This is a genomic window from Methylobacterium sp. J-072 (assembly GCF_022829425.1).
Taxonomy (GTDB): domain Bacteria; phylum Pseudomonadota; class Alphaproteobacteria; order Rhizobiales; family Beijerinckiaceae; genus Methylobacterium.
In genome coordinates this window covers 1-21,999 of record NZ_JAKSYK010000224.1, presented here as the reverse complement: position 1 = coordinate 21,999, position 21,999 = coordinate 1, and the positions used below count along the sequence as shown (strand labels likewise).

General features: G+C 69.5%; 21 protein-coding genes. 9 read left to right on the top strand and 12 right to left on the bottom strand.

The genetic code is table 11. The annotated features are described in order from the left end of the window. The first annotated feature begins 80 nt into the window (after positions 1-80). The 5 genes from MKK67_RS30300 to gyrB all read left to right on the top strand — a co-directional run bounded on the left by MKK67_RS30300 (position 81) and on the right by gyrB (position 6,525). Positions 81-1,748 (top strand): alpha-amylase family protein, encoded by a 1,668-nt coding sequence (locus MKK67_RS30300; RefSeq protein ID WP_243972495.1) that lies wholly within the window; start codon positions 81-83, stop codon positions 1,746-1,748. Between the two features lie 63 nt (positions 1,749-1,811). Beyond that, the gene (locus MKK67_RS30295; protein ID WP_243972494.1) at positions 1,812-2,201 is read left to right on the top strand and encodes a hypothetical protein; all 390 of its coding nucleotides are present in this window, start codon (positions 1,812-1,814) and stop codon (positions 2,199-2,201) included. Between the two features lie 88 nt (positions 2,202-2,289). Next, entirely contained in the window at positions 2,290-2,934 is a 645-nt protein-coding gene (locus MKK67_RS30290; protein ID WP_243972493.1) for an MBL fold metallo-hydrolase, read from the top strand. A gap of 4 nt (positions 2,935-2,938) precedes the next feature. Beyond that, positions 2,939-3,901 carry an aldo/keto reductase gene (locus MKK67_RS30285; RefSeq protein WP_243972491.1) on the top strand — a complete coding sequence of 321 codons (963 nt, stop codon included), beginning with the start codon at positions 2,939-2,941 and terminating at the stop codon, positions 3,899-3,901. A gap of 179 nt (positions 3,902-4,080) precedes the next feature. Continuing rightward, positions 4,081-6,525 carry a DNA topoisomerase (ATP-hydrolyzing) subunit B gene (gene gyrB, locus MKK67_RS30280; protein ID WP_243972489.1) on the top strand — a complete coding sequence of 815 codons (2,445 nt, stop codon included), beginning with the start codon at positions 4,081-4,083 and terminating at the stop codon, positions 6,523-6,525. 140 nt (positions 6,526-6,665) lie between these two features. Here the strand turns inward: gyrB and MKK67_RS30275 are convergent, their stop codons facing one another. Beyond that, positions 6,666-7,577, bottom strand: coding sequence for an MBL fold metallo-hydrolase (locus tag MKK67_RS30275; RefSeq protein ID WP_243972487.1), 912 nt, complete (start codon positions 7,575-7,577; stop codon positions 6,666-6,668). A 173-nt stretch (positions 7,578-7,750) separates the two neighbouring features. Here MKK67_RS30275 and MKK67_RS30270 point away from each other — a divergent pair, with 173 nt between their 5' ends. Then, positions 7,751-9,091 (top strand): histidine kinase, encoded by a 1,341-nt coding sequence (locus tag MKK67_RS30270; RefSeq protein WP_243972485.1) that lies wholly within the window; start codon positions 7,751-7,753, stop codon positions 9,089-9,091. Between the two features lie 8 nt (positions 9,092-9,099). Then, positions 9,100-9,786: a response regulator transcription factor gene (locus tag MKK67_RS30265; protein WP_243972483.1), complete on the top strand. Its 687-nt coding sequence runs from the start codon at positions 9,100-9,102 to the stop codon at positions 9,784-9,786. 306 nt (positions 9,787-10,092) lie between these two features. Here MKK67_RS30265 and MKK67_RS30260 read toward each other — a convergent pair whose 3' ends face one another. From MKK67_RS30260 to MKK67_RS30225, 8 genes are all read right to left on the bottom strand, one after another. Then, positions 10,093-11,361 (bottom strand): MSMEG_0569 family flavin-dependent oxidoreductase, encoded by a 1,269-nt coding sequence (locus MKK67_RS30260; RefSeq protein ID WP_243972477.1) that lies wholly within the window; start codon positions 11,359-11,361, stop codon positions 10,093-10,095. A gap of 39 nt (positions 11,362-11,400) precedes the next feature. After that, complete coding sequence (locus tag MKK67_RS30255; RefSeq protein ID WP_243972476.1) at positions 11,401-11,682, bottom strand: MSMEG_0570 family nitrogen starvation response protein; 282 nt, start codon at positions 11,680-11,682, stop codon at positions 11,401-11,403. After that, positions 11,675-12,850: an MSMEG_0565 family glycosyltransferase gene (locus tag MKK67_RS30250; protein WP_243972475.1), complete on the bottom strand. Its 1,176-nt coding sequence runs from the start codon at positions 12,848-12,850 to the stop codon at positions 11,675-11,677. Before MKK67_RS30250 ends, MKK67_RS30255 begins: the two co-directional genes overlap by 8 nt. Continuing rightward, a complete protein-coding gene (locus MKK67_RS30245) occupies positions 12,847-13,842 on the bottom strand; it encodes a sll0787 family AIR synthase-like protein (RefSeq protein WP_243972474.1) in 996 nt (331 codons plus the stop codon). The genes MKK67_RS30250 and MKK67_RS30245 overlap by 4 nt, the downstream gene beginning before the upstream one ends. After that, positions 13,842-14,387: an MSMEG_0567/Sll0786 family nitrogen starvation N-acetyltransferase gene (locus MKK67_RS30240; RefSeq protein ID WP_243972472.1), complete on the bottom strand. Its 546-nt coding sequence runs from the start codon at positions 14,385-14,387 to the stop codon at positions 13,842-13,844. Before MKK67_RS30240 ends, MKK67_RS30245 begins: the two co-directional genes overlap by 1 nt. Continuing rightward, a complete protein-coding gene (locus tag MKK67_RS30235) occupies positions 14,384-15,487 on the bottom strand; it encodes an MSMEG_0568 family radical SAM protein (protein ID WP_243972754.1) in 1,104 nt (367 codons plus the stop codon). Before MKK67_RS30235 ends, MKK67_RS30240 begins: the two co-directional genes overlap by 4 nt. Then, positions 15,441-16,517 (bottom strand): Nit6803 family nitrilase, encoded by a 1,077-nt coding sequence (locus MKK67_RS30230; protein ID WP_243972470.1) that lies wholly within the window; start codon positions 16,515-16,517, stop codon positions 15,441-15,443. Before MKK67_RS30230 ends, MKK67_RS30235 begins: the two co-directional genes overlap by 47 nt. Before the next feature lie 82 nt (positions 16,518-16,599). Next, positions 16,600-17,082, bottom strand: a complete 483-nt coding sequence (locus MKK67_RS30225; protein ID WP_243972468.1) for an MSMEG_0572/Sll0783 family nitrogen starvation response protein — start codon at positions 17,080-17,082, stop codon at positions 16,600-16,602. A 356-nt stretch (positions 17,083-17,438) separates the two neighbouring features. On the opposite strand from MKK67_RS30225, the gene MKK67_RS30220 reads away from it, so the two are divergent. Further along, positions 17,439-18,878, top strand: coding sequence for a PLP-dependent aminotransferase family protein (locus tag MKK67_RS30220; protein WP_243972466.1), 1,440 nt, complete (start codon positions 17,439-17,441; stop codon positions 18,876-18,878). A 512-nt stretch (positions 18,879-19,390) separates the two neighbouring features. Here the strand turns inward: MKK67_RS30220 and MKK67_RS30215 are convergent. Beyond that, complete coding sequence (locus MKK67_RS30215) at positions 19,391-20,035, bottom strand: hypothetical protein (protein WP_243972464.1); 645 nt, start codon at positions 20,033-20,035, stop codon at positions 19,391-19,393. Further along, positions 20,032-20,673, bottom strand: a complete 642-nt coding sequence (locus MKK67_RS30210) for a hypothetical protein (RefSeq protein ID WP_243972463.1) — start codon at positions 20,671-20,673, stop codon at positions 20,032-20,034. The genes MKK67_RS30215 and MKK67_RS30210 overlap by 4 nt, the downstream gene beginning before the upstream one ends. Positions 20,674-20,757: 84 nt before the next feature. On the opposite strand from MKK67_RS30210, the gene MKK67_RS30205 reads away from it, so the two are divergent. Next, complete coding sequence (locus MKK67_RS30205; protein WP_243972462.1) at positions 20,758-21,747, top strand: hypothetical protein; 990 nt, start codon at positions 20,758-20,760, stop codon at positions 21,745-21,747. Here the strand turns inward: MKK67_RS30205 and MKK67_RS30200 are convergent. After that, positions 21,735-21,999 (bottom strand): glycosyltransferase (locus MKK67_RS30200; protein WP_409568462.1); only part of this gene is annotated, 265 nt, incomplete at its 5' end. The genes MKK67_RS30205 and MKK67_RS30200 overlap by 13 nt on opposite strands.

The window sequence follows — 21,999 nt, the reverse complement described above, 5'->3', positions numbered from 1 at the left end:
AACGCGGCTGATTTGAGACAGCCCACGGCAACGCTTTCGTGAGGCTTGACGTTCGTCGTGCAGCGAAGGCGAGGACCGGCATGATCACCGATCTCTGGTACAAGAACGCGGTCATCTACTGCCTGTCGGTCGGCACCTTCATGGATGCCAACGGCGACGGCATCGGCGATTTCGCCGGGCTGGAGCGGCGGCTCGACTACATCCAGGGCCTGGGCGCCACTGCGGTCTGGCTCATGCCGTTCCAGCCTTCGCCCAAGCGCGACGGCGGCTACGACATCGCGGACTATTACGGGGTCGATCCCGATTACGGCTCGCTCGGCGATTTCGTCGCCTTCGCGCACGCGGCCAAGCAGCGGGGCCTGCGGGTGCTGATCGACCTCGTGGTCAACCACACCTCAGACAAGCACCGCTGGTTCCAGTCGGCCCGCTCGGACCCGGATTCGCCCTATCGCGACTGGTACGTCTGGTCGAAGGAGCGCCCGGCCACCACCGACGAGGGCATGGTCTTCCCCGGCGTCCAGGAGACCACCTGGACCTACGACGAGAAGGCCGGCGCCTGGTACTTCCACCGGTTCTTCGACTTCCAGCCCGATCTCAACACCGCCAATCCCGAGGTGCTGGCCGAGATCCTGAAGATCATGGGCTTCTGGATCGAACTCGGCGTGTCCGGCTTCCGCATGGATGCGGTGCCGTTCGTCATCGCCGAGAAGGGCGCCGATGTCGGCGGCAAGCCGCGCGAGCAGTTCGACATGCTGCGCGACTTTCGCGAGTTCCTGCAATGGCGCAAGGGCGACGCGATCATCCTGGCCGAGGCCAATGTCCTGCCGAAGCAGGATCTCGACTATTTCGGCGACGATGCCGACCGCATGCACATGATGTTCAACTTCCAGGTCAACCAATCGACCTTCTACGCCCTGGCCGCGCACGATGCCCGCCCGCTGGTGAAGGCGATCGAGCGGACCAAGCCCCGTCCGCTCTCGTGCCAGTGGGGCATCTTTCTGCGCAACCACGACGAGCTGGATCTCGGCCGGCTCACCGAGACGCAGCGGCAGGCCGTGTTCGCGGAGTTCGGCCCCGAGAAGCGGATGCAGCTCTACGATCGGGGCATCCGCCGCCGCTTCGCCCCGATGCTGGCCGGCGATCCGCGCCGGATCCGGCTCGCCTACTCGTTGATGTTCACCCTGCCGGGGACGCCGGTGCTCCGCTACGGCGACGAGATCGGCATGGGCGACGACCTCACCCTCAAGGAGCGGGACTGCGCCCGCACGCCGATGCAGTGGACAGCCGAGCACCAGGGCGGCTTCACCAAGGCCGAGCGCGTGGTGCTGCCGCCGATCGATCACGGCCCCTACGGCTACGCCCATGTGAACGTCGCCGACCAGCGCCACGATTCGGGGTCGTTGCTGAACTGGATGCAGAGCCTGATCCGCCAGCGCAAGGAGGCTCCCGAGATCGGCTGGGGCGACGTCACCGCGGTGCCGACCGGCAAGAACTCGATCCTGGCCCTGCGCTACGAATGGCGCGGCAACGCCGTCCTGTGCGTGCACAACCTCGCGCCGGAACCCGTGGAGGTCGCGCTCCGGACCGGCGAGACCGAGCCGGAGCACGATATCCTGGTCGACGTGCTCACCGGAGCGCGCAGCCAGGCCAGCCCCGAGGGCGAGCACTGCCTGTTCCTGGAGGGCTACGGCTACCACTGGTTTCGGGTCGGCGGCCTCGACGCCCTGTTGAAGCGGACCCCGGGCTGATCGGACGGCGCCTCGCGCTTCTCCGGCCGGCGCGGTAAGGCTCGCCGCGGAGCAGGATTGCACATGGTTCGGACGAAACATTACCCCCCGGACGCGACGATCGCGGACGTCCTGGAGAGCCTGGACGATGCCGAGGGCTATCTCCGGCAGGTGCTGGTGACGATGCGGATGTGCCAGAAGCATTACGGCGATGCCTGGGTCCGGATCGGCGTCACCGGCAAGGCCGCGGCGCCCTCGTACCGGATCGACCGGCCGGACGCGTCCGCGACGCCCTCGGAGGACGGCGCGACCGAGGCGGGTGTCGCGATCTTCGGCGCCTATGGCGGCCGGTCCCACGACCGGTTCACCAAAGTGAACACCGCCGAGACCCGCTGGAGCAGCCGGTCCCTGGGCATGGCCGAAATGCTGGCACTCCATGACAGCCTGCGCCGACCGAAGGACGGTACGGCCTGACCACACCCGGCAGGGTGCCGTGCGCGTCCTTCTGCGCTAGAACCGGATCGAGAGCGCCGACGGCGGCGCAGCCAACCTGCGGAACCCCATGCCAGGAACGCCCCGCGCCGGGATCATCCCGGTCACGCCCTTCCAGCAGAACTGCACGCTGATCTGGGACGACGCCACCAAGGTCGGCGCCGTGGTCGATCCCGGGGGCGACCTCGACCGGATCGAGGCCGCCATCCGTGAGCAGGGCGTGCGCGTGGAAAAAATCCTGCTGACGCACGGCCATGTCGACCACGCTGCCGGCGCCGACGAGCTGCGCGAGCGCCTCGGCGTGCCGATCGAAGGGCCGCACCTCGCCGACAAGTTCCTGCTCGATTCCCTGCCCGAGACCGCTGCCAATTACGGGCTCGGCGAGGCGAGGGTCGTGACCCCCGACCGCTGGCTCGACGACGGCGACGCCGTGACCGTGGGCGAACTCGGCTTCGACATCCTCCACTGCCCGGGGCACTCGCCCGGCAGCGTCGTGTTCGTGAGCCGGGACGCGCGCTTCGCGCTGGTCGGCGACGTGGTGTTCAAGGGTTCGGTCGGCCGCACCGACCTGCCGGGCGGCAACCACGAGCAGCTGATCCGGGCGATCAAGGAAAAGGTTTTGCCGCTGGGCGACGACATCTCCTTCATCCCCGGCCACGGGCCGACCGGCACGCTCGGCGAGGAGCGCGTCTCCAATCCCTTCCTTCAGGGCTGACAGCATGGACAAGCGTCGCATCGGCCGCTCCGACCTCCGGGTCGCGCCCTTCTGCCTCGGCGGCAACGTCTTCGGCTGGACCGCCGACGAGGCGACCTCGTTCGCGATCCTGGACCGGTTCGTGGAGCGCGGCTTCGACTTCATCGATACCGCCAACGTCTATTCGCGCTGGGCGCCCGGCCATCAGGGCGGCGAATCCGAGACGGTGATCGGCACGTGGTTCGCGGCCCGACCGGGCGCCCGGGAGAAAATCGTGCTGGCGACCAAGGTCGGCTTGGATATGGGCGAGGCCGGCAAGGGCCTCTCGGCCAAGCACATCGAGGAAGCCTGCGAGGCGTCCCTGCGGCGGCTCCAGACCGACCGGATCGACCTCTACCAGTCGCACACCGACGATGCCGAGGTGCCCCTGGAGGAGACGCTGCGCGCCTACGAGCGCCTGATCGCCGCCGGCAAGGTCCGGGCGATCGGCGCCTCGAACTACGACGCCCAGCGGCTCGCCGAGGCGCTTAAGGTCTCGGCCGCCTCGGGCCTGCCGCGTTACGAATGCCTCCAGCCGGATTACAGCCTCGCCGAGCGCGGCTACGAGGCGGAGCTCGAACCCCTGTGCCGGACCGAAGAGATCGGGGTGATCGGCTATTTCTCCCTGGCGGCCGGCTTCCTCACCGGCAAGTACCGGTCCGCGCAGGATGCGGCGGGACGGGCCCGGGAGAACCGGGTCGGCAAGTACCTGACCCCGCGCGGCCTCGCGCTGCTCGACGTGCTCGATTCGGTCGCCCGGGACCACGGCGCGACCCAAGCCCAGGTGGCGCTCGCCTGGATCATCGCTCGGCCCGGCATCACCGCACCGATCGCCAGCGCGACCTCGGTGGCGCAGCTCGACGACCTGCTCGGCGCTACCGATCTGCGGCTTTCGGCGGACGCGATCGCTCGTTTGGACGCGGCGAGCGCGGGCGGCATCCAGGGCTAACGCGACGTTAAGCGCGGGGCCTCAGAAAAGCGGGTGCACGGGCCCGGCGCGAGCCCGTAAAATCGTGCAATCTCAACGCGGAACCCCTATATCAGGCGGACCAAGCGAGAGCGCAGGCGTGGGCGCCCGACGGCGCGTGTCTCTCCGTCGCGAATTGGTCCGCCTGCCCGAGGAATTTCATGGCCGACATCCCCCCGAACGAGCCCGCCGAGTATGGCGCGGAATCGATCCGCGTGCTGAAGGGCCTCGACGCCGTCCGCAAGCGCCCCGGCATGTATATCGGCGACACCGACGACGGCTCGGGCCTGCATCACATGGTCTACGAGGTGGTAGACAACGCCATCGACGAGGCCCTGGCCGGCCATGCCGACCTCGTCACCGTGCAACTCAACGCCGACGGCTCGGTCACGGTGTCCGACAACGGCCGCGGCATCCCCACCGACATCCACAAGGAGGAGGGCGTCTCGGCGGCCGAGGTCATCATGACCCAGCTGCACGCGGGCGGTAAATTCGACCAGAACTCCTACAAGGTCTCGGGCGGCCTGCACGGCGTAGGCGTCTCGGTGGTGAACGCCCTGTCGTCCTTCCTCCGACTCCGGATCTGGCGCAACGACCAGGAGCACGCGATGGAGTTCCGTCACGGCGATGCCGTGGCGCCGCTCAAGATCGTCGGCCCCGGCAACGGACGTCGCGGCACGGAAGTGACCTTCCTGCCCTCCACCGACACCTTCACGATGATCGAGTTCGACTACGGCACGCTGGAGAAGCGCCTGCGCGAGCTGGCTTTCCTCAATTCCGGCGTGCGCATCGTGCTGACCGACGCGCGCCATGCCGAGCACAAGCGCGAGGAGCTGTACTACGAGGGCGGCATCGAGGCGTTCGTCCGGTACCTGGACCGCTCGCGCAAGCCGATCGACGGTATGACCAACCCGGTGGTGGTTCGTGCCGAGCGCGACGGCATCCGGGTGGAAGTCGCGCTGTGGTGGAACGATTCGTTCAACGAGACGGCCTTGCCGTTCACCAACAACATCCCGCAGCGCGACGGCGGCACCCATATGGCGGGTTTCCGGGCGGCGCTGACCCGGCAGATCACCGGGTACGCCGATTCCTCGGGCGTCTCCAAGCGGGAGAAGGTCTCGCTGACCGGCGAGGATTGCCGCGAGGGCCTCACCGCGGTCATCTCCGTGCAGGTGCCGGACCCGAAATTCTCCTCGCAGACCAAGGACAAGCTGGTCTCGTCCGAGGTCCGACCGGCGGTGGAGAACGTGCTCAACGAGGGCCTGTCGACTTGGCTCGAGGAGAATCCCCAGCAGGCCCGCTCGGTGATGAGCAAGGTCGTGCTGGCGGCTTCGGCCCGTGAGGCCGCCCGCAAGGCCCGCGAAACCGTGACCCGCAAGGGCGCCCTCGACATCGCCTCGCTGCCCGGCAAGCTCGCCGATTGCCAGGAGCGCGACCCGTCGAAATGCGAAATCCTGCTGGTCGAGGGCGATTCGGCCGGCGGCTCGGCCAAGCAGGGCCGCGACCGGGCGTTCCAGGCGGTGCTGCCGCTGCGCGGCAAGATCCTCAACGTCGAGCGCGTGCGGGCCGACCGCATGCTGTCCTCGGCGGAGATCGGCACGCTGATCACGGCGCTCGGCGCCGGGATCGGCCGCTCGTCGACGGACCGGGAAGGCTTCAACCCGGAAAAATTGCGCTACCACCGCATCATCATCATGACCGACGCGGATGTCGACGGCTCGCACATCCGGACCCTGCTGCTGACGTTCTTCTTCCGCCAGATGCCGGAGCTGATCGACCGCGGCCACCTCTACATCGCCCAGCCTCCCCTCTACAAAGCAGAGCGCGGGCGCCGGGCGATCTACCTCAAGGACGAGCGCGCCCTCGAGGATTACCTGATCGACCAGGGCACCGACGGGGCGATCCTGCGCCTCTCCACGGGCGCCGAGTTCACCGGGCCGCAGCTCAAGAGCCTGGTCGAGGAGGCGCGGGGCTTCCGCAACGTGCTCCAGGGCCTGCACACCCGCTACGACCGCTCCGTGGTCGAACAGGCGGTTCTGGCCGGGGCGTTCGACGGGGAGGCGGCGTCGCGGCTGAGCGAGGCCGAGGTTCTGGCCGACACGACCGCGCGCCGCCTCGATCTGATCGCCGACGAGATCGAGCAGGGCTGGCAGGGCGAAGCCCACGAGGACGGCTATCGCTTCACCCGGACCCTACGCGGGGTCAAGCAGGTCGCCACCCTGGATGCCAGCCTGATCTCGTCCCAGGAGGCGCGCCGCCTGTCCGAGCGGGCGGACGCGTTCCGGGAGATCTACGGCGAGCCCGCCACGCTGATGCGCAAGACCGACGAGACCGTTCTGCACGGCCCCGTCGCCCTGTTCGAGGCGGTGATGGCCTTCGGCCGCAAGGGCCTCCAGCTCCAGCGCTACAAGGGTCTGGGCGAGATGACCGCCCAGCAGCTCTGGGAAACGACGCTGGACCGCGACGTGCGCTCCCTGCTGCAAGTGAAGGTCAAGGATACGACCGACGCCGACGACCTGTTCGTCAAGCTGATGGGCGACGTGGTCGAGCCGCGGCGTGAGTTCATCCAGGAGAACGCGCTGAGCGTGGCTAACTTGGACGTGTGACAGCTCGCCTGTCGAGGTTCTATCGGCTGGAATCGCTATCTTCCGATGGGAGCTGATCCTCTCCGGCGTTCCCGAAGCGCTCGCCGTCGAAGCAGATACCGGTTCGACGGCGAGCGCGTTGGATCGAGGATCGAGGGATTCTAACGCAGCGCGTACCCGGCATCCGCCCGCTCGATCCTGCCGCGGGCGGTGAGGTGCATGCCGGTCACGCTCAAGCCCTCCGCCGCCGCACGGTCGAGGATCTGCCGGCGCGTCGCGATCGCCTGCGCCGGATCGGTGTCCCAGATCACCGTCCAGTCCGGATGCGGCATCTGCAGCAGCCGCGAGTGGACGATGTCGCCCCAGATTAGCAGACGCTCTGATCCGTCCGCAATCAGAACACCCATGTGCCCGGGCGTATGACCGGGCAGGGGCAGCGCGTGGATGCCGGGTGCGAGCTCCACCTCGCCGGAGATACGCCGGATCCGATCGGGATAGGCTGAGAGAACCGCCTGCGCCGTATCGAACATCGAACTCAGGGCGGCGGGCGCGGAGGCGCGTGCGCCCGCATCCGACCAGTACGCCACCTCGCGGTCCTGGAGCACGAGTTCGGCGTTGGCGAAGCGTGCGCGGCGGCTCGGCATCAGGAGGCCGCCGGCATGGTCGGCATGGAGATGGCTCAGCCAGATCGTCTCGACCTGATCCGGCCGCACGCCTTCCGCTGCCAGCGCCGCGGTTACCCGGTTGAACCCAGGCCCGAGCACGGTGCCGCAGCCCGCATCGAGCAGCCAGTGCCTTTCCCCGCGCCGGATCAGGAAGGCGTTGACCGGCTCCGGTGACGGGCCGTTCGCAGGAAGGCCGGCCCGCTTCAATAGGGCATGCCCGGCCGTGCTGTCGGCCGATGGGATCATGCTCGGTTCCAGCGGAAACAGCCCGTCCCGCAGCGGCGTCACCGTGAACGCGCCGACCCGGTAGGGGCCGGCGACAGGTGCGGCCGTGGTCGGCCCGTGCAGGCCGAGCGGCAGCAGGGCGGTGGCGGCCAGCAGGCTGCGGCGGGAGAGCTGAATGGACATGGCGGGCTCCGCATGGAAGAGACGTCGCCATCCTCCGGGCCATGCCGGGATCGGGCCAGGGAAGTCCTCCCGCGAACACCCGGGCATTCTTCCCGACCGAGCCGACCAGGGCTTGCGCACGCTGGCGTTCCACGTGCCAAATCAGGGCACACATCGAGCGCGGCCGTTACCCCATGAGCCTGCCTGCCCATCTCGGCCTACGCCTCCTCGCGGTCGCGCTGCTGTGCCTGGCCGGAGCGGTCGTTTGGAGCATCCGGGAGGCGCGCATCGGCCTGCGCCGCGAGGCCGCGACCTCGGCGGATCGGATCGCCGCGCAGCTCGCGCGCCAGCCCGGCCTCGGCAGCGCCGGTCCGGCCACGATGCCCGCGTCCGCGTCACAGCCCACGCCGGCGATCCTCACACTCCTGCCCGGGATCTGCGCCGACATCCATCTCGGCGCGGAGATGCCCCGACGGTTCTGCGGCGACTGGGACGGCTTCGATGCCGCCCCTGGGTGGCTTCGCACCGCGCTCGGGTGGGAGGCTGAAGCCGAACCGACGATCCGGACGATCGTCTATCGCGGGCGCACCATCGGCAGCGTCGCGGCCTGGCCCGACCCGATGGCCGGCGCAGCCCGGATCTGGCATCGCGTGCGCCTCGCGGGCGGTCTCGCTATCGTGTTGGCCGCGGCGACGGCGCTGCTCAACTGGTTCGCCGTCGCACGCCTCGTCGCGCCCGCCGGCAGGATCGTTCAGGGATTAGAGAAGCTCGACGCCGCCAGCATCCGAGCGCCCCTGCCGCGCTTCGCGGCCGCCGAGTTCGACCGGATCGCCATCGCCTGCAACGGCCTCGCTGGCCGGCTGGTCCACGCCGAGGCCGAACGCGCAGACCTGATGCAGCGCCTCGTCACGGTCCAGGAAGAGGAGCGGCAGGCGCTCGCCCGCGACCTGCACGATGCCTTCGGCCAGTGCCTCGCGGCGGCTGGCGCACGCGCCGCCGCGATCGAACAGGCCGCGCCTCCAGACCGCGAGGACCTGCGCGAGGACGCGCGCGGCATCGAGGCTACTCTCGCCACCATGCGCGAGAGCCTGCGCGGGGCGCTGGCCCGCCTCGAACTGCCGGACCTCGCCGAGGTCGGACTGGTGGACGCCCTCCGTGGCCTCGTCGCGGACTGGCGGGCGCAACTCAGGACCGGCCCCGCTCTCCATCTCGACGTCACCGGCGACCTCGCCGACTTGCCGACGGGCGCGTCGGCGAGCCTCTACCGGGTCGCGCAGGAACTCCTGACCAACGCCCTGCGCCACGGCCGGCCGAGCCGGATCTTCCTCCGGCTGGACCGGGCGGAGGCTGGTATGCGGGCGGTGACGCTCTCCCTGGACGACGACGGCGGCGGCGACGTAGCCCGCACGGCATCCGCCGCAGGCCGCGGCCTCGTCGGCATCCGGGCGCGGCTCGCCGCGCTGGGCGGCAGCCTGTCGCTCACCGCCACCGGAAGCGGCATCCGCGCCTGCGCGACCGTTCCGACCGCCGGTTGAGGTCGCCCATGGCCACGAATATCCTCCTCGTCGACGACCACCCCGTGGTGCGGGAGGGCTACCGCCGCCTGCTCGAGCGGCAGCCGGGGCTCGTCGTGATGGCCGAGGCGGAGAGCGCAGCGGAGGCCTACCGGCGATACAAGGCGCTCGCACCGGATCTCGTGATCCTCGATCTGTCGCTGCCCGGTCCGAGCGGCATCGAGGCCATCCGGCACATCCGCCAATGGGATGGGGCGGCGCGCATCCTGGTGTTCAGCATGCGCACGGGGTCGGTGATCGCACGTCAAGCCTTCGCTGCCGGTGCGTGCGGCTATGTCAGCAAAGCCAGTCCGCCGCGTGAACTCCTGGCGGCGGTGGCCGCCGTGCTGCGGGGCGAGCGCGCGATGAGCGCCGATATCGCGCGGGCCATCGCGGTGGACGAGGTGGAGGGCGGGCGCGAAGCCCTAGACGACCTCAGCCCGCGGGAACTCGAGATCCTGAGCCTGACGGCGGCGGGTACGACGGCGCAGGCGGTGGCCGAGGCGCTGTGCCTGAGCCTGAAGACCGTGCACAACAACCTCTCGGTGATCCGCGCCAAGCTCGGCGCACGCACCGACGCCCACCTCGTTTGGATCGCCCTCGGAGCTGGGCTGGTATCGCCGTCCGAGGGACTGAACATCAGTTGGAACCTAGCCGTCACTCTACCGGGCGCCTGAGCGATCAACGCCCAATGGCGGTGTCTCAACTCCTTCCAGAGCCAGGTCTCCGACAGACCGTTCGCGCGGAGATGCGGCATACCCGAAGTGTAGCGGGCAGCATTCGACAGGGATGAACCAACCCCATCAAGCCTGATGTGCAAACTCACAGGCTATCCCCTCAGCGCGTGTGAGGGGCATCGTGGCAGCAGGTTTCGAGGCTTGGTTCCACCCGCTCCAGAGAGGAACGGTATGGCGAGGCGGTCTTGAACCTGGGCCGAGGCAGCCATCGGTGCCGTACAAGCGGCCGCCCCGTCGGCAACCCATTTACACGGCGAACTTCAGGGCGAACCGCTCAGCGCCGAGGCGCGTCTGGATGGTTTGCGCGACGAACTCGGCATCGCGGCCGACCGCGCCGAAGCGGCCCGAGCCCCAGGTATTCAGCCAGGGCAGACCGATGAAGTAGACGCCGTCCTCCTGCGTCACGCCGCGCTTGTGCTTGGGGTTTCCCGCGCCGTTGAACACGGACGCGTCGAGCCACCGGAAGTCCGGCGTGAAGCCGATGCACCAGACGATCGCGGTGATGCCGGAGCCCGCGAGGGCAAGACGGGTGATGGGCTCGCCCGGCTCCCAAACGGGGGTGTAGTGCGCCTGCACCGGAGCATCGACGTTGTTTTCGGTGATGTACTTGTCGATGGCCGCGTTGATGCCGTTGTACGTCCGGTCGGCCCCGTCGAGTGAGCGCTTGAGATTGTCGCGGAAGCGTAGGCTGCCATCATCGTAATCTTCCAGCGCACCGTAGAGCGTCATGCCCTCCTTGGCGAAGCGGCGCAGGTCGATGTCCCGGCCACCGTCGCGGCCGGTTACGTAGTGGTTGGTGTTGTCGCGGACGCCGTCGCGCAGCGGATGGTTGTCGACGGTCATCGCGTAATAGCCCATATCGGCGAGCCAGGTGACGACGTCGCGGCCACGATAGAACCGGGCGCAGCGCGGCGCGTCGCCCACCGCGAGATGCACCGCGCGGCCGGCGAGATGCAGATCCTCGGCGATCTGCGCGCCGGACTGCCCGGAGCCCACCACCAGAACCTCGCCCTCCGGCAGTTGGGCCGGGTTGCGGTACTGGTTCGAGTGGATCTGCGTGACCGAGCCCGGCAGCTTCTCGGCCATGCGCGGGATGATCGGGGTGTGATAGCCGCCCGAGGCGACAACGACCTCGTTCGCCGTGTAGTCGCCGTCCGAGGTCTGGACCGAGAAGATGCCGTCTCCGCGCCGTTCGACGCGTGTGACCGCGACACCCTCGCGGATCGGCGGGTTCACCTTCGCCACGAATCCCTTCAGGTACGCGACGATCTCGTCCTTCTTCATGAACCCGTCCGGATCCGGCCCATCGTAGGGATGGCCGGGCAGGTCGCACTGCCAGTTCGGCGTGACCAGGCAGAACGTGTCCCATCGCTGGCTCGACCACGTGTGCGCGGCCGTATGCTTCTCGAAGACGAGATGATCGATCCCGCGCTGCTTCAGGTGATAGCTGACCGAGAGACCGGCCTGGCCACCGCCGACGATGGCGACCGGGACGTGACGGGGCGTAGACGTCATGGCTCTAACTCCGCGATGTTCCGAGGGGAGGCGCCGGGTTCAGGGTTCGAAGGTCTCGACCGTGACGAGGCCCCCGGGGTCCTGCCGCTTCGCCGCAGTCTCGATCCGGGCGCACTGGGCCATCGCCGACGTGCACGCGAAGCCGTATTTCTCGCGCACCCGCTCGCTCGCGATGGTGAGGGCCGTGCGGGTCTTCTCGACGAAGTCGTCGAGGGCGTAGCTTTCGCCGACCGCGAGGAAATCCTTCACGACGAGGGAGGGCGAGTAGCAGGCCTCGCGCCTTCCATCGGGCCAGCGGATGTGGAAGTGCATCTCAGGCATGGATCGGCTCCCGTTCGACGCGGGCGCAGGCCGCGTAGGTATCGAGGTGGCGCTCGGCGCAGGCGCGCCAGGAATGCGCGGCGGCCCGGGTCGAACCGGCAGCGCGCAGCCGCGCGCGCGTCATCGGTGCCAGGGCGGCCGTCATGGCGTCGGCGATGTCCCGGGGATCGCCGGGATCGACGAAGAGGGCGTCGTCGCTCCGGAGGTACTCGGTGAAGGGCGGCCGGCGCGAGACGATCGCCGGGGTGCCGCAGGCCATCGCCTCCAGCACGCAGAGCCCGAAGCCCTCCGTCCAGGATGGAAAGGCGAGAACGTCCGCTCTGCGATAGAAGGCCGGCATCTCCTCCTGCGAGACGGGTCCGGTCTCGATCACGGCCTCGCCGCGCCCGACCACAAGCCCGTGCGCGCTCAGCGCGGCGCGGCAGCGGACGCCGTAGGCGGCGTGGTCGAGGAGTGATGCGCCGCCGACAACCACGAGCTGCGCCTGGGGGTGGCGTCGACGCAGGAGCGCGAAAGCGTCGATGATCCCGGCCGTGTTCTTACGCGCCTCGAAGCCGCCGACGCTCAGGACGACCGGCCCGACACCGAGGCCGCAGCGCTCCTGCACGATCGCGTCGGCTTCGGTCGGCGCCTCTCGATAAGCCGCCAGGTCCACGCCGTTCCCCACGACGCCGATCTCCGTACCGCGATCGTCCGCGAGCCGGTCGGCCCAGGTGCGGCTGACACAGAGCAGGCGCGTGGCCTCACGAATGGAGCGATCCTGCCAGTCCGCGAGCACCGGGTCGGAGAAGCTGTCGACGTGGTGGACCGTGCGCACGAAGCCGGGGATCAAGCGGCGGTGCTTGAGGGTCGCGAGCGCATTGCCGCCGATGCCGCAATGGGCGTGAAAGACGTCGAAGTCACAGGCGGCGGGCGACGCGAAGTGGCGCAGGTAATCGGCGATGCGCGCCCGCACGCGGTCGACCGTCGCGCCGGCCACCGGCTTTGCGGCCACCGAGACCGTCGGGCAGGCAGCCGCGCGAAAGAAGCCGCGCCCGGACGGATCCGGCGCGTGGACCACCGCCTCATGCCCGAGCGCGCACAGGGCCTCGGCCAGGGCGAGGCAATGCGCGACGCCGCCCCGTGGATTGGTGGAGTGGGTCAGGACGGCGATGCGCAGGGCCGTCATCGGACGGCACCCATGCCATCCTGGCCACAGCCGATCAGCGGGCTGACCTTGAAGTCCCAGACCACGGCCTCTTCGCCGGAGGCATCGCGCACCCGGGCGACCCGGCTTGCATCGAGCTGACCCACGGTGGCGACGGCAATGTCCCGTTCGGCGAACCGCGCGCGGACGGCGGGCGTGCAGTCCGGGCGCACGCTCAGAAGGTAGCCGAAGCTCGGGAAGGCGGTCAGCCAACGGGCGAGCGGCACATCGGTCGGCCGCGGGATCGCGTCGAGGTCTATGACACCGCCGACGTTCGAGCATTCCAGCAACATCAGTGCGGTGCCGACGACACCTGCCATGCTGATATCCTTGGCCGCCCGGCAGAGCCCGTCGTCGGCGAGGGCCGGCAGCAACGCGAGATCACCGCGCAGACGCTCACCCGCCCTGCCGGTCGAGGCGTCCCAGTACGGGTATGGGTCGCGGAAGCGTCCGCGCAGGTCGATCGCCGCGACGAGGTCATCGCCGGGCGCCGCGTCGAAGCTCGTGAGCAGGCGCGGGCCGGCCCGGCCGAGCACGGCGACCGCGAGGTTGCCGGCTTGCGCGCGCGTATTGGTGTGACCGCCGACGATCGGGACGCCGTAGAGGGCCGCCGCGTCGGACAAACCAGCCAGGATCGGGTCCGCAGCTGCCGCATCCCGGCTCCACAGCGCGTCGACCACCGCGAGCGGGCGCCCACCCATCGCGGCGATGTCGCTGAGGTTGACCATGATGCCGCAATAGCCAGCGAAGTAAGGATCGGCCGAGACGAAGCTGTCGAGGAAGCCCTCGATGGCAAACAGCAGGTGGTCGTCGCCATCCGGTAGGGCGGCACAATCGTCACCGACCGGCACCGCGGCGTGCCGGCTGTTCAGTCCCAGCCGCTCGACCACGGCATCGATGTCGCGCTTGTGAGCGACGCCGCGCGCGTCACGGATCTGGCTGGCCAGGGACTGGAGGTCGAAGCCCGCATTCATCACGCGGCCCTGCGGAACGTGACGAGCCCGTGCTCGGGGTCGTGCATCGGCGGGTAGGCCGCGAGGTCTGCTTGCATCAGGTGATGCGGCCGCCCGTGCAGCTCGATCGCGTCGAGGCTCGTCCAGTGGAGGGCCTGAAACAACGGGACGTTCCGATCCTGCACATGGGCCAGGAACCGCGTGCAGCCCCGGGCATGGGCCGAGGAAACCGCGACCTGGATGAGCCCGGCGCCCAGGGCGGCGGTGCCGCGAAACGCTCCGGCGACGGCCAAGCGCGAGCCCCACCACGTGCCGGCACGCTCCGACGCTTCGTGGATGCGCACGGTGCCGACGACGGCGTCGGCATCGCCGCCGAGCGTCGAGAGGGCACAGATCGGGATCGCGTGCGCGTCGACGGCGTCCCGGTCGTCTTCGGTGAAGATGCGCTGCTCCGCGCAGAAGACCTGCCGGCGCAGGGCCGCGCAGGCGTTCCGCTCCCATGAACGCGTGGCGAACTTGATGCGGAAGTGGCTTGGCCAGTAGGGCGGCACGGGCTCGAACATCATGAGACCGCCCCCGCGCGCTCGTAGGTGGAGAGCGCCGAGCAGGCGCCGCAGCGCCCGCATCCGGCCTTGATGTCGGTCGAGCGAAGATCCGCGCCGACCAGCATGTCCGCGAGGGGTTTGAGGATGCCGTGCATGACATCGGGGCCGGGTGCCGGGTGGCTCTCCAGCGGGGTGCCCGAGATCGGCACGAACGGCACCACGAACGGGTAGACGCCCATCCCGATCAGGCGCTCGGCCATCTCCAGGATCGCCTCCGGGGCGTCCCCCAGCCCCGCCAGGATGTAGGTCGAGACCTGACCCCGCCCGAAGACGGGAACGGCGGCCGCGAAGGCCGCATAGTACCGCTCGAGCGGCACGCTCGCCTTGCCGGGCATGATCCGGGCCCGGACCTCGGGCGTGACGGCCTCCAGATGCATGCCGAGGGCATCGATGCCCGACGCTTTCATCCGCTCGAACCAGCGGTCGTCATCCGGCGGCTCGCACTGCGCCTGGATCGGCAGGTCGACCGCGGCCTTGACGGCAAAGGCGCTCTCGCAGAGCACGGCGGCGCCCCGGTCGGTCGCGTTCGGCGTGCCGGTCGTCATGACCATGTGCTTCACGCCGTCGAGGAGCACGGCGGCGCGGGCGACTTCGGCGAGCTGTTCGGGCGTCTTGTGCGCGACGGTGCGACCGGCGGCGAGCGATTGGCCGATCGAGCAGAACTGGCAGGTCTTCGTGCGGCTTGCGTAGCGGATACAGGTCTGGAGCACGGTGGTGGCGAGCACGTCCCGCCCGTGCAGAACGGCGATCTTCGCGTAAGGGACGCCGTCGAAGGTCGAGAGCGCGTAGAAGCGCGGCTTGCCCGGGAAGGTCGCCTGCCCGATCACCACGCCGTCACGCTCGATCACCGAGACCCCGTTGGCATCCGGGCGGCGGACCAGGAAGGGCGACTCGAAGGCGGCCTCGGTGTGGACCGGTACCATCACGGTCCGGCCCGCGATGGTCATGGCCTTGTGGTCCGACGGACCGGCCCCGCCGCGGCGGCTCGGCGCCCCGGCGCGGCTGTCGGCGAGCCTAACGCCGTAGGACTGCAACGCGTTGATCAGGCGCTCCGTCGGCATCCCGACCAGGCCCGCCACGACCGGCGGGAACGCGGGAAGGCTCGTCGGAAGCGGGCTGCTGCTCATGGTCGAGGCTCCGGGAATCGGTCTGGGAATGGATCGGCTGGTGCACGAACGAGGCCGGGCGGTCGTCGTGGAGCAGGCTGAGGAGTTCGGGCCGGGCGTAGTGGCCGACCGAGTCCATCATCCGCTTGCGCTTGGTCACCAGCGCCAGGTCCATGTCGGCGATCAGGATGCCCTCGCCGGCGCCCAGCGGCTCCGCGAGATGCTTGCCTTCGGGCGAGACGATGGCGGTGCAGTTGCCGCCGCGGCAGGCGCCGCGCAGGCCCTCGTCCGGGCAGACCTGTGCCACCTGCTCTTCGGTGAGCCAGCCCGTGGCGTTGACCACGAAGCAGGCCGCCTCCAGAGCGTGGTGGCGGATCGTCACCTCCATCTGGTCGGCGAAGATCTGGCCCACGAGCGAGCCCGGGAACTGCGCCGCGTGGATCTCCTCGTGGCGCGCCATCAGGGCGTAGCGGGCGAGCGGGTTGTAGTGCTCCCAGCAGGCCAGCGCGCCGACGCGCCCCACCGCCGTGTCGACCACGGTGAGGCCGGCGCCGTCGCCCTGACCCCAGATCATGCGCTCATGATAGGTCGGCGTGATCTTGCGGCGCTTGAGCTTGAGGCTCCCGTCGGCGTCGAAGACCAGCTGCGCGTTGTAGAGCGAGCCGTGATCGCGCTCGTTGACCCCGAGCACGATGACCGCCCCGTGCCGGCGTGCGGCGGCGGAGACCGCCTGGGTCATGGGGCCCGGCACCGTCACGGCCCGCTCGTAGAGGCGCAGGTGCTCGGCGCCCTGCATCGCCGGCGGCAGCACGAAGGAAAAGTAGGGGTAGTAGGGGACGAAGGTCTCGGGAAAGACCATGAAGCGCGCGCCCTTGGCGGCAGCCTCGTCGATGGCATTGAGCACCCGTTCCAGGGTGCCCTCCGGCCGGTCGAGATCCGGCGCGATCTGGACGGCGGCGGCCCGCACGATCCGGCTGTCTGACATGGAACATCCTCCGGCTGTGAACGGCGGCCACGTCGTGCGCGGCCGCCGGATGCGACGTCCCGGACTGGAGGCCAAAGGCCGGTCAGACGGTCCAGGTGTCGATGATCACCGCGTTGTCGCGCTTGTGCAGGAGGATGCAGTCGAGGACGTCGAGAGGGTTGATCATGCGGATGCCCTCGATGAAGGCGGCTTCGCCGTGGCCGTAGAGGGCCTGGGTCGAGAACCGGCAGGCGTAGACCTTGCCTCCCTCGGCCATGAACTTCTCAAGCTGGTTGTTGAAGTTGAGGTGCCCCGGAAAGGCCTCGTCGCCGAGCCGTGGGAAGCCGCGCTGGACGCCCAGCGTGATGCCCGGGCCGTAGAGAAGGATGGAGGTCTCGAAGCCCTTGCGCTGCAGGCGCGTGGCCTGGAGCAGGTTGACGAGGCCGATGGAGCCCTCGAACGCGACGGTATGGAAGGTGACCAACGCCTTCTGGCCCCGCTCGGCCTTGACGTCCTCGAAGACCTTCTCCTCGTAATCGACCAGGAAGTCGCCCTTCTTGTGAGGCTCGCGGTTCACAGCAGGCATTGATCTCTCTCCTCGAAGGATTGGACCGCGGAAGACTGAACTTCGAGCGGCCGTAAACCATTCATGGCAAGCGGTGTGCCAGAGGACTTCGATCAATCGGCCATACAAGGTGTCGGAGCTACATTCATACAATAATGCGATCAATATGGCTGGCTCGGGCATATCGGCGTCGCGCCCAGCGCCTATTTATCGGGCGCGATATGAGTACACAATTGCCAACGGATGCCCATTTACGGACCGAAGATTGTCGGCATTGTATGGATGCCGGAGACTGGTCATTCGGAGCGTGATCGCGGTACGGCTATTGCAAGCCATACAATCAAGCATTGATCGCATCATGATCTGGGCCGCCACGCATGACTTCGCCCGAGCGAGACGAACGACCGAACACGCAGCGGGGAGGGACCGGGGCCTGGACGCCGGATCTGAAGCGGTGGGGCAAGCCGCATTACCTCGCCATTGCGGAGGCGTTGGCCGACGACATCCGGACGGGGCGCCTGACGGCGGGGACGCGCCTGCCGACCCAGCGCGCCCTCGCCGAGGCGCTCGATCTGAACTTCACGACGGTTTCACGCGGCTACGTCGAGGCCCATAAGCGTGGACTGATCGAGGGACGCGTCGGCCAGGGGACCTTCGTGGTCGATCCGGCGCGCCCCCCCCATTCGACCGCTGCCGTGGCAGCGCGTCGGATCGGTCCGGTCGACTTCACCATGAACCTGCCCCCCGAGCCCGACGCGCCGGCCCTGAAGGCGCGCATGCAAGCCGCGTTCGCGGACCTGTCCGGCAATCTCACCAACCTGCTGCGCTACCAGGGCTTCGGCGGGACCGAGGAGGACAAGGAGGCGGCTCTGCGCTGGCTGAAAGGCCGCGGGGTCGTCACGTCCCGCGAGCGTCTGCTGATCTGCCCAGGGGCGCACAGCGCCCTGTTCGGCATCCTGGGGCAGGTGGCCCGGCCGGGCGACACGATCTGCGCCGAGCGGATCACCTATCCCGGCATCCGCGCGCTCGCGGCGCATTTGCGCCTGCGCCTCGTCGATCTGCCCATGGACCGATACGGGGTCGACCCTGATGCCTTCGCCGCCGCCTGCACCAAAGTGGCCCCGAAGGCCATCTACCTGAATCCGTTGCTGCAGAACCCCACCACCGCGACCCTGCCCAGGACGCGGCGCGAGGCCGTTATCGCAGTAGCACGGCGATACGCCGTCACCATCATCGAGGACGACGCCTACGCTCGCATCTGCCCGACTCCGCCGCCGAGTTTTGCGGAACTCGCGCCGGAGATCACCTACTACGTGGCAGGCCTCGCCAAGTGCCTGGGCGCCGGACTTCGGCTCGCCTTCCTGGTCGCCCCGAGCGCCCGTTCCGCCCTGCCGCTCGGAGGCGCACTCCGGGCTGCAACCGTCATGGCCTCGCCGATCTCCACGGCCCTGGCGACGCGGTGGATCATGGACGGCACGGCGGAGGCCATCGTGCAGTTCGTTCGCGAGGAATCGGCCGCGCGCCAGCGCATCGCAACCGCGATGCTGCCCGCCGGCACCTACACCGCCGATCCGCACGCCTTCCACGTCTGGATCACGCTGCCGGAGGGCTGGACGCGCTCGGCCTTCGCCAGCCAAGGTCGATCGGCCGGGCTCGGCGTCATCGCCAGCGACCCTTTTTGCGTCGCGGGCACGCCGCCGGAGGCGGTCCGTCTCTGTCTTGGCGGCCCCTCCACCCGGCAGCAGATCACGCACGGACTGGAAGTGCTCGCCCACGCCCTCGAAGGCTCGCCGGCCCTCGCCTCGGCCTACATCTGACCCATCCGAGCCGGGTACGGGTCGAAGCGCTCGATTATGTGCTCGGCGGCCGTAACCTCGACCTGCCGGATGGCGGCGGGGAATGACGACAACGATAAGCGCATGATCAAGGGTTTTCGGATCATTGGCCCAGCAGGCGACGGCGGCCTATTCAAGATCTTAAAGCAAATGGCTCACTACAACGTATGAATATTTGTTTTCGAGATACGCCCTTGAACCGTTGAATGTACGAAACGGGCGCAGAACGGCCGCCCGAAGCTGGCCGAACACGGACGGGCGGCTTTCAAGCGAAATGCGGTCGAAAACGGATGCTTTGGACGAGGCCTTGCCATGCGAATGGACGGCGCAAAATTGTCTGCACCTGGGAGGATTTGCCCCAATCCAACGTCCGAAAGGAGGGCCGCCGGGACGGTGTGCGGAAGAATTGCCGATCTCGGTGCTGCCTCCCATTCCTCCCGGCAAAGCTTAAACAAGCGGTGAGATCCAGCCGAACGGGGTAACTCGCGGACGGTTCAGGTTCCGGCCCATGCCGCGTGGACGGGGCCGGTGGCCGTATCTGGCTTCGCGGCGCCGATGAAGATCACCACCGGGCCGTGCTCAGAGCGTCGGGGATCGTAGAAATCGAGCAGGCCTGGATGGATCTGCTGGATAAAGTCTGGAGACGGGCCGTCCCGGCTGAGCAGATGGTCGATGACGACCTGATCGCCGTGCACGGCGTTCGGCACGGGGCCGCAGGATCCCGGCCTCATCCAGCGCGCGGGCTCGGCCGCGAACGTCGCGTAGAGGCCGGCGAGTTCGTCCCCGTTCCAGCGCATGAGGGCGCTGGAGAGCCGTCCACGGTGGAAATAATCCTCCATGGCGGCAAGGCCCGGCCGGGCCAGGGCGTCGGCCGGGCCGGTGAGGACGGTGTCGAGATCGCACAGGAGAGTCGTGCCGTCGGTGAGGCCGGGGCGGAACGACTCCATCTTCGCCCACCAGGCGGGCCAATCATGCCGCAGCGGCACTCGTTCGACCCCAGTCACAGCCAGCGGCAGGTCGGTCAGGCAGAGGATCCGGTCGAAGGCCGGCGCGTGGCGGCGCACGCCGCGAGCGAGGCGCTCGACCCAGGTCGCGTCGTAGCGACCGCCGCTCTTCAGGACGGTGATCAGCGTGGTCATGGCGCGTCCGTCGCGTCGGGCGGATGCAGGCGCAGGCGCCCGGCCGCTTCGGCCTCGGCGAACCAGGCCCGCTCGGCCGCCCAGGGATGACCGGGCCAGCCGGCGAAGCCGAAGCCGTGGATGTCGGCCGGGCCGGAATCCGCCGGGCGGTCGCGCAGCAGCGCGAGGCTCACCAGGAAGCCGGTACTCGGGTTCGGGCACTCGTTCGTCTTGGGCGCGAGCCGGCGCCTCGCCTCAAGGTGCAGGGTCTCGGGCAGGAGATGGATCGGCTTGCCGAGGGGGCGCAGCAGCGCCAAAGCCTCGCGGGTCCAGCAGATCGGCTCGGGTTCGTTCGCCTCTGCGGGCAGCATTGGGAACGGCAGGATGAACGCCTCGGCCTGCCGGATGACCGGGCGGTCCAGGAACGCTGGGTCGGCCAGCCATTCGCGCATCTGCCCGCCGCGATTGACCAGGGCGAGATGTGTGACGCGCGAGCCGGTGGGCCCGCCGAAACCGGAGGCGTTGTTGAAGCGCACCACATGCGTGGCCGCGTCGATGGCGCGCGCCGCCGGGCCGATCCCGGGCGCGTTGCCGACGATGGCGAGGGACGCGTGCGGGTCTGCGCGCTCCGCGCGGAGGGGATCGATGGCGAAGGACATGGGCGGCGGGGGCGTGAGGAACAGCCGAGGTATGGCGCTGGCTCCGTGCCACCAGGGCACCGCGACAAACCGGAAGCCGGGGTGATGCGCGTGCGCCGGTGCTTCATCTGCGCGGCCGCCATGCTGGCCCCGAGCGCCCGGCCGCTAGACTTCCCGGGCGGGCGCCGACGCCTGTTCCCGATCGCCTGCGGCTCCTGCGGCGTCCTGATCGAGCCGGATGCGGACCCAGAAAGATGCTGGCGGGATCTCGCTGGGCGCCTGGCTGCGCCCGTCTTCATCCCCGACCCGGATGCGGGCTACGGCCTCGACCTCTACACCCTGCGCAGCGCCGCGACCCGGCTCGGCCGCGGGATCCGCCCCCTCGGCCCGGCGGACCGCGCCGCCCTGCTGCAACCTCATAGCCTGCGCGCCGCACAAGGCGTCCTGTACGATCTCGACGGCGCGGAACAGCGCCCGGTCTCGCTCGGCGTGATCTGCCGCGCGGCCGAGCGGGATTCCGTGCTGGCGGCCCTGCCGGCGCAGGCCGCCTGGACCGCGGATGTCGCGATCCTGCTCGACGGCCCCGCGGCCCCGGCCCGGGCCGTGCCGGTGCCGAGCTTTGCCCCCGGCGCCGTGCGGGTGGCGGCCCGGCCGCTGGCGGGCGATTTCGCCGCCCAGCGCAACGCGCTGCAGGATCTCGCCCGCACCGCCTGGATGCTGCAACTCGACGCCGACGAGGCCCTCGATCCCGCGACCGGCGCGCATCTCCCCGCACTCGCGGCGCTCGCCGAGGCCGGAGACGTCGTCTCGGTCGGGCTTCCCCGGCGCAACCGCGTCGATGGCCTCCTGTCGGATGTCTACCCCGACGTGCAGTACCGGCTGAACCGCACGGCCATCCGCTATGACGGCCGGGTGCACGAGCGGCCGGTGCTGCCCGGCGGCTGGCCGCAGAGCTTCATCGCGCTCCACGGGGCGATCGACCACGCGCTCACCGGAACCCATGTCCGGGCGCGCTCGCAACGCTACGAGGCGCTGGATCCGGGGCGAGGGCGGCCCGAGGAGCGGGACGCGCTGCTGCAGCCCTACCGCCCCTGAGCGATCGCCCGGCGGTAGAGGTCGAGGGTCTCCCGTCCCAGGCTCGCCCGGTCGAACCGGCCCGCGGCCTCCAGGGCCCGGGCCCGGTAAGCGGAGCGCAGGGCGGGATCGCGCAGGAGCGGGCGCAGGGCGTCGGCGAGCGCCGGACCGGTCGCCGCCTGCGCCAGCGGCCCCGCTCCCGGGACGCCCACGAAGGCCCGGGCGCTCGCATCCTCGGCGCAGGCCACCACCGGCCGGCCATAGGCCAGGGCC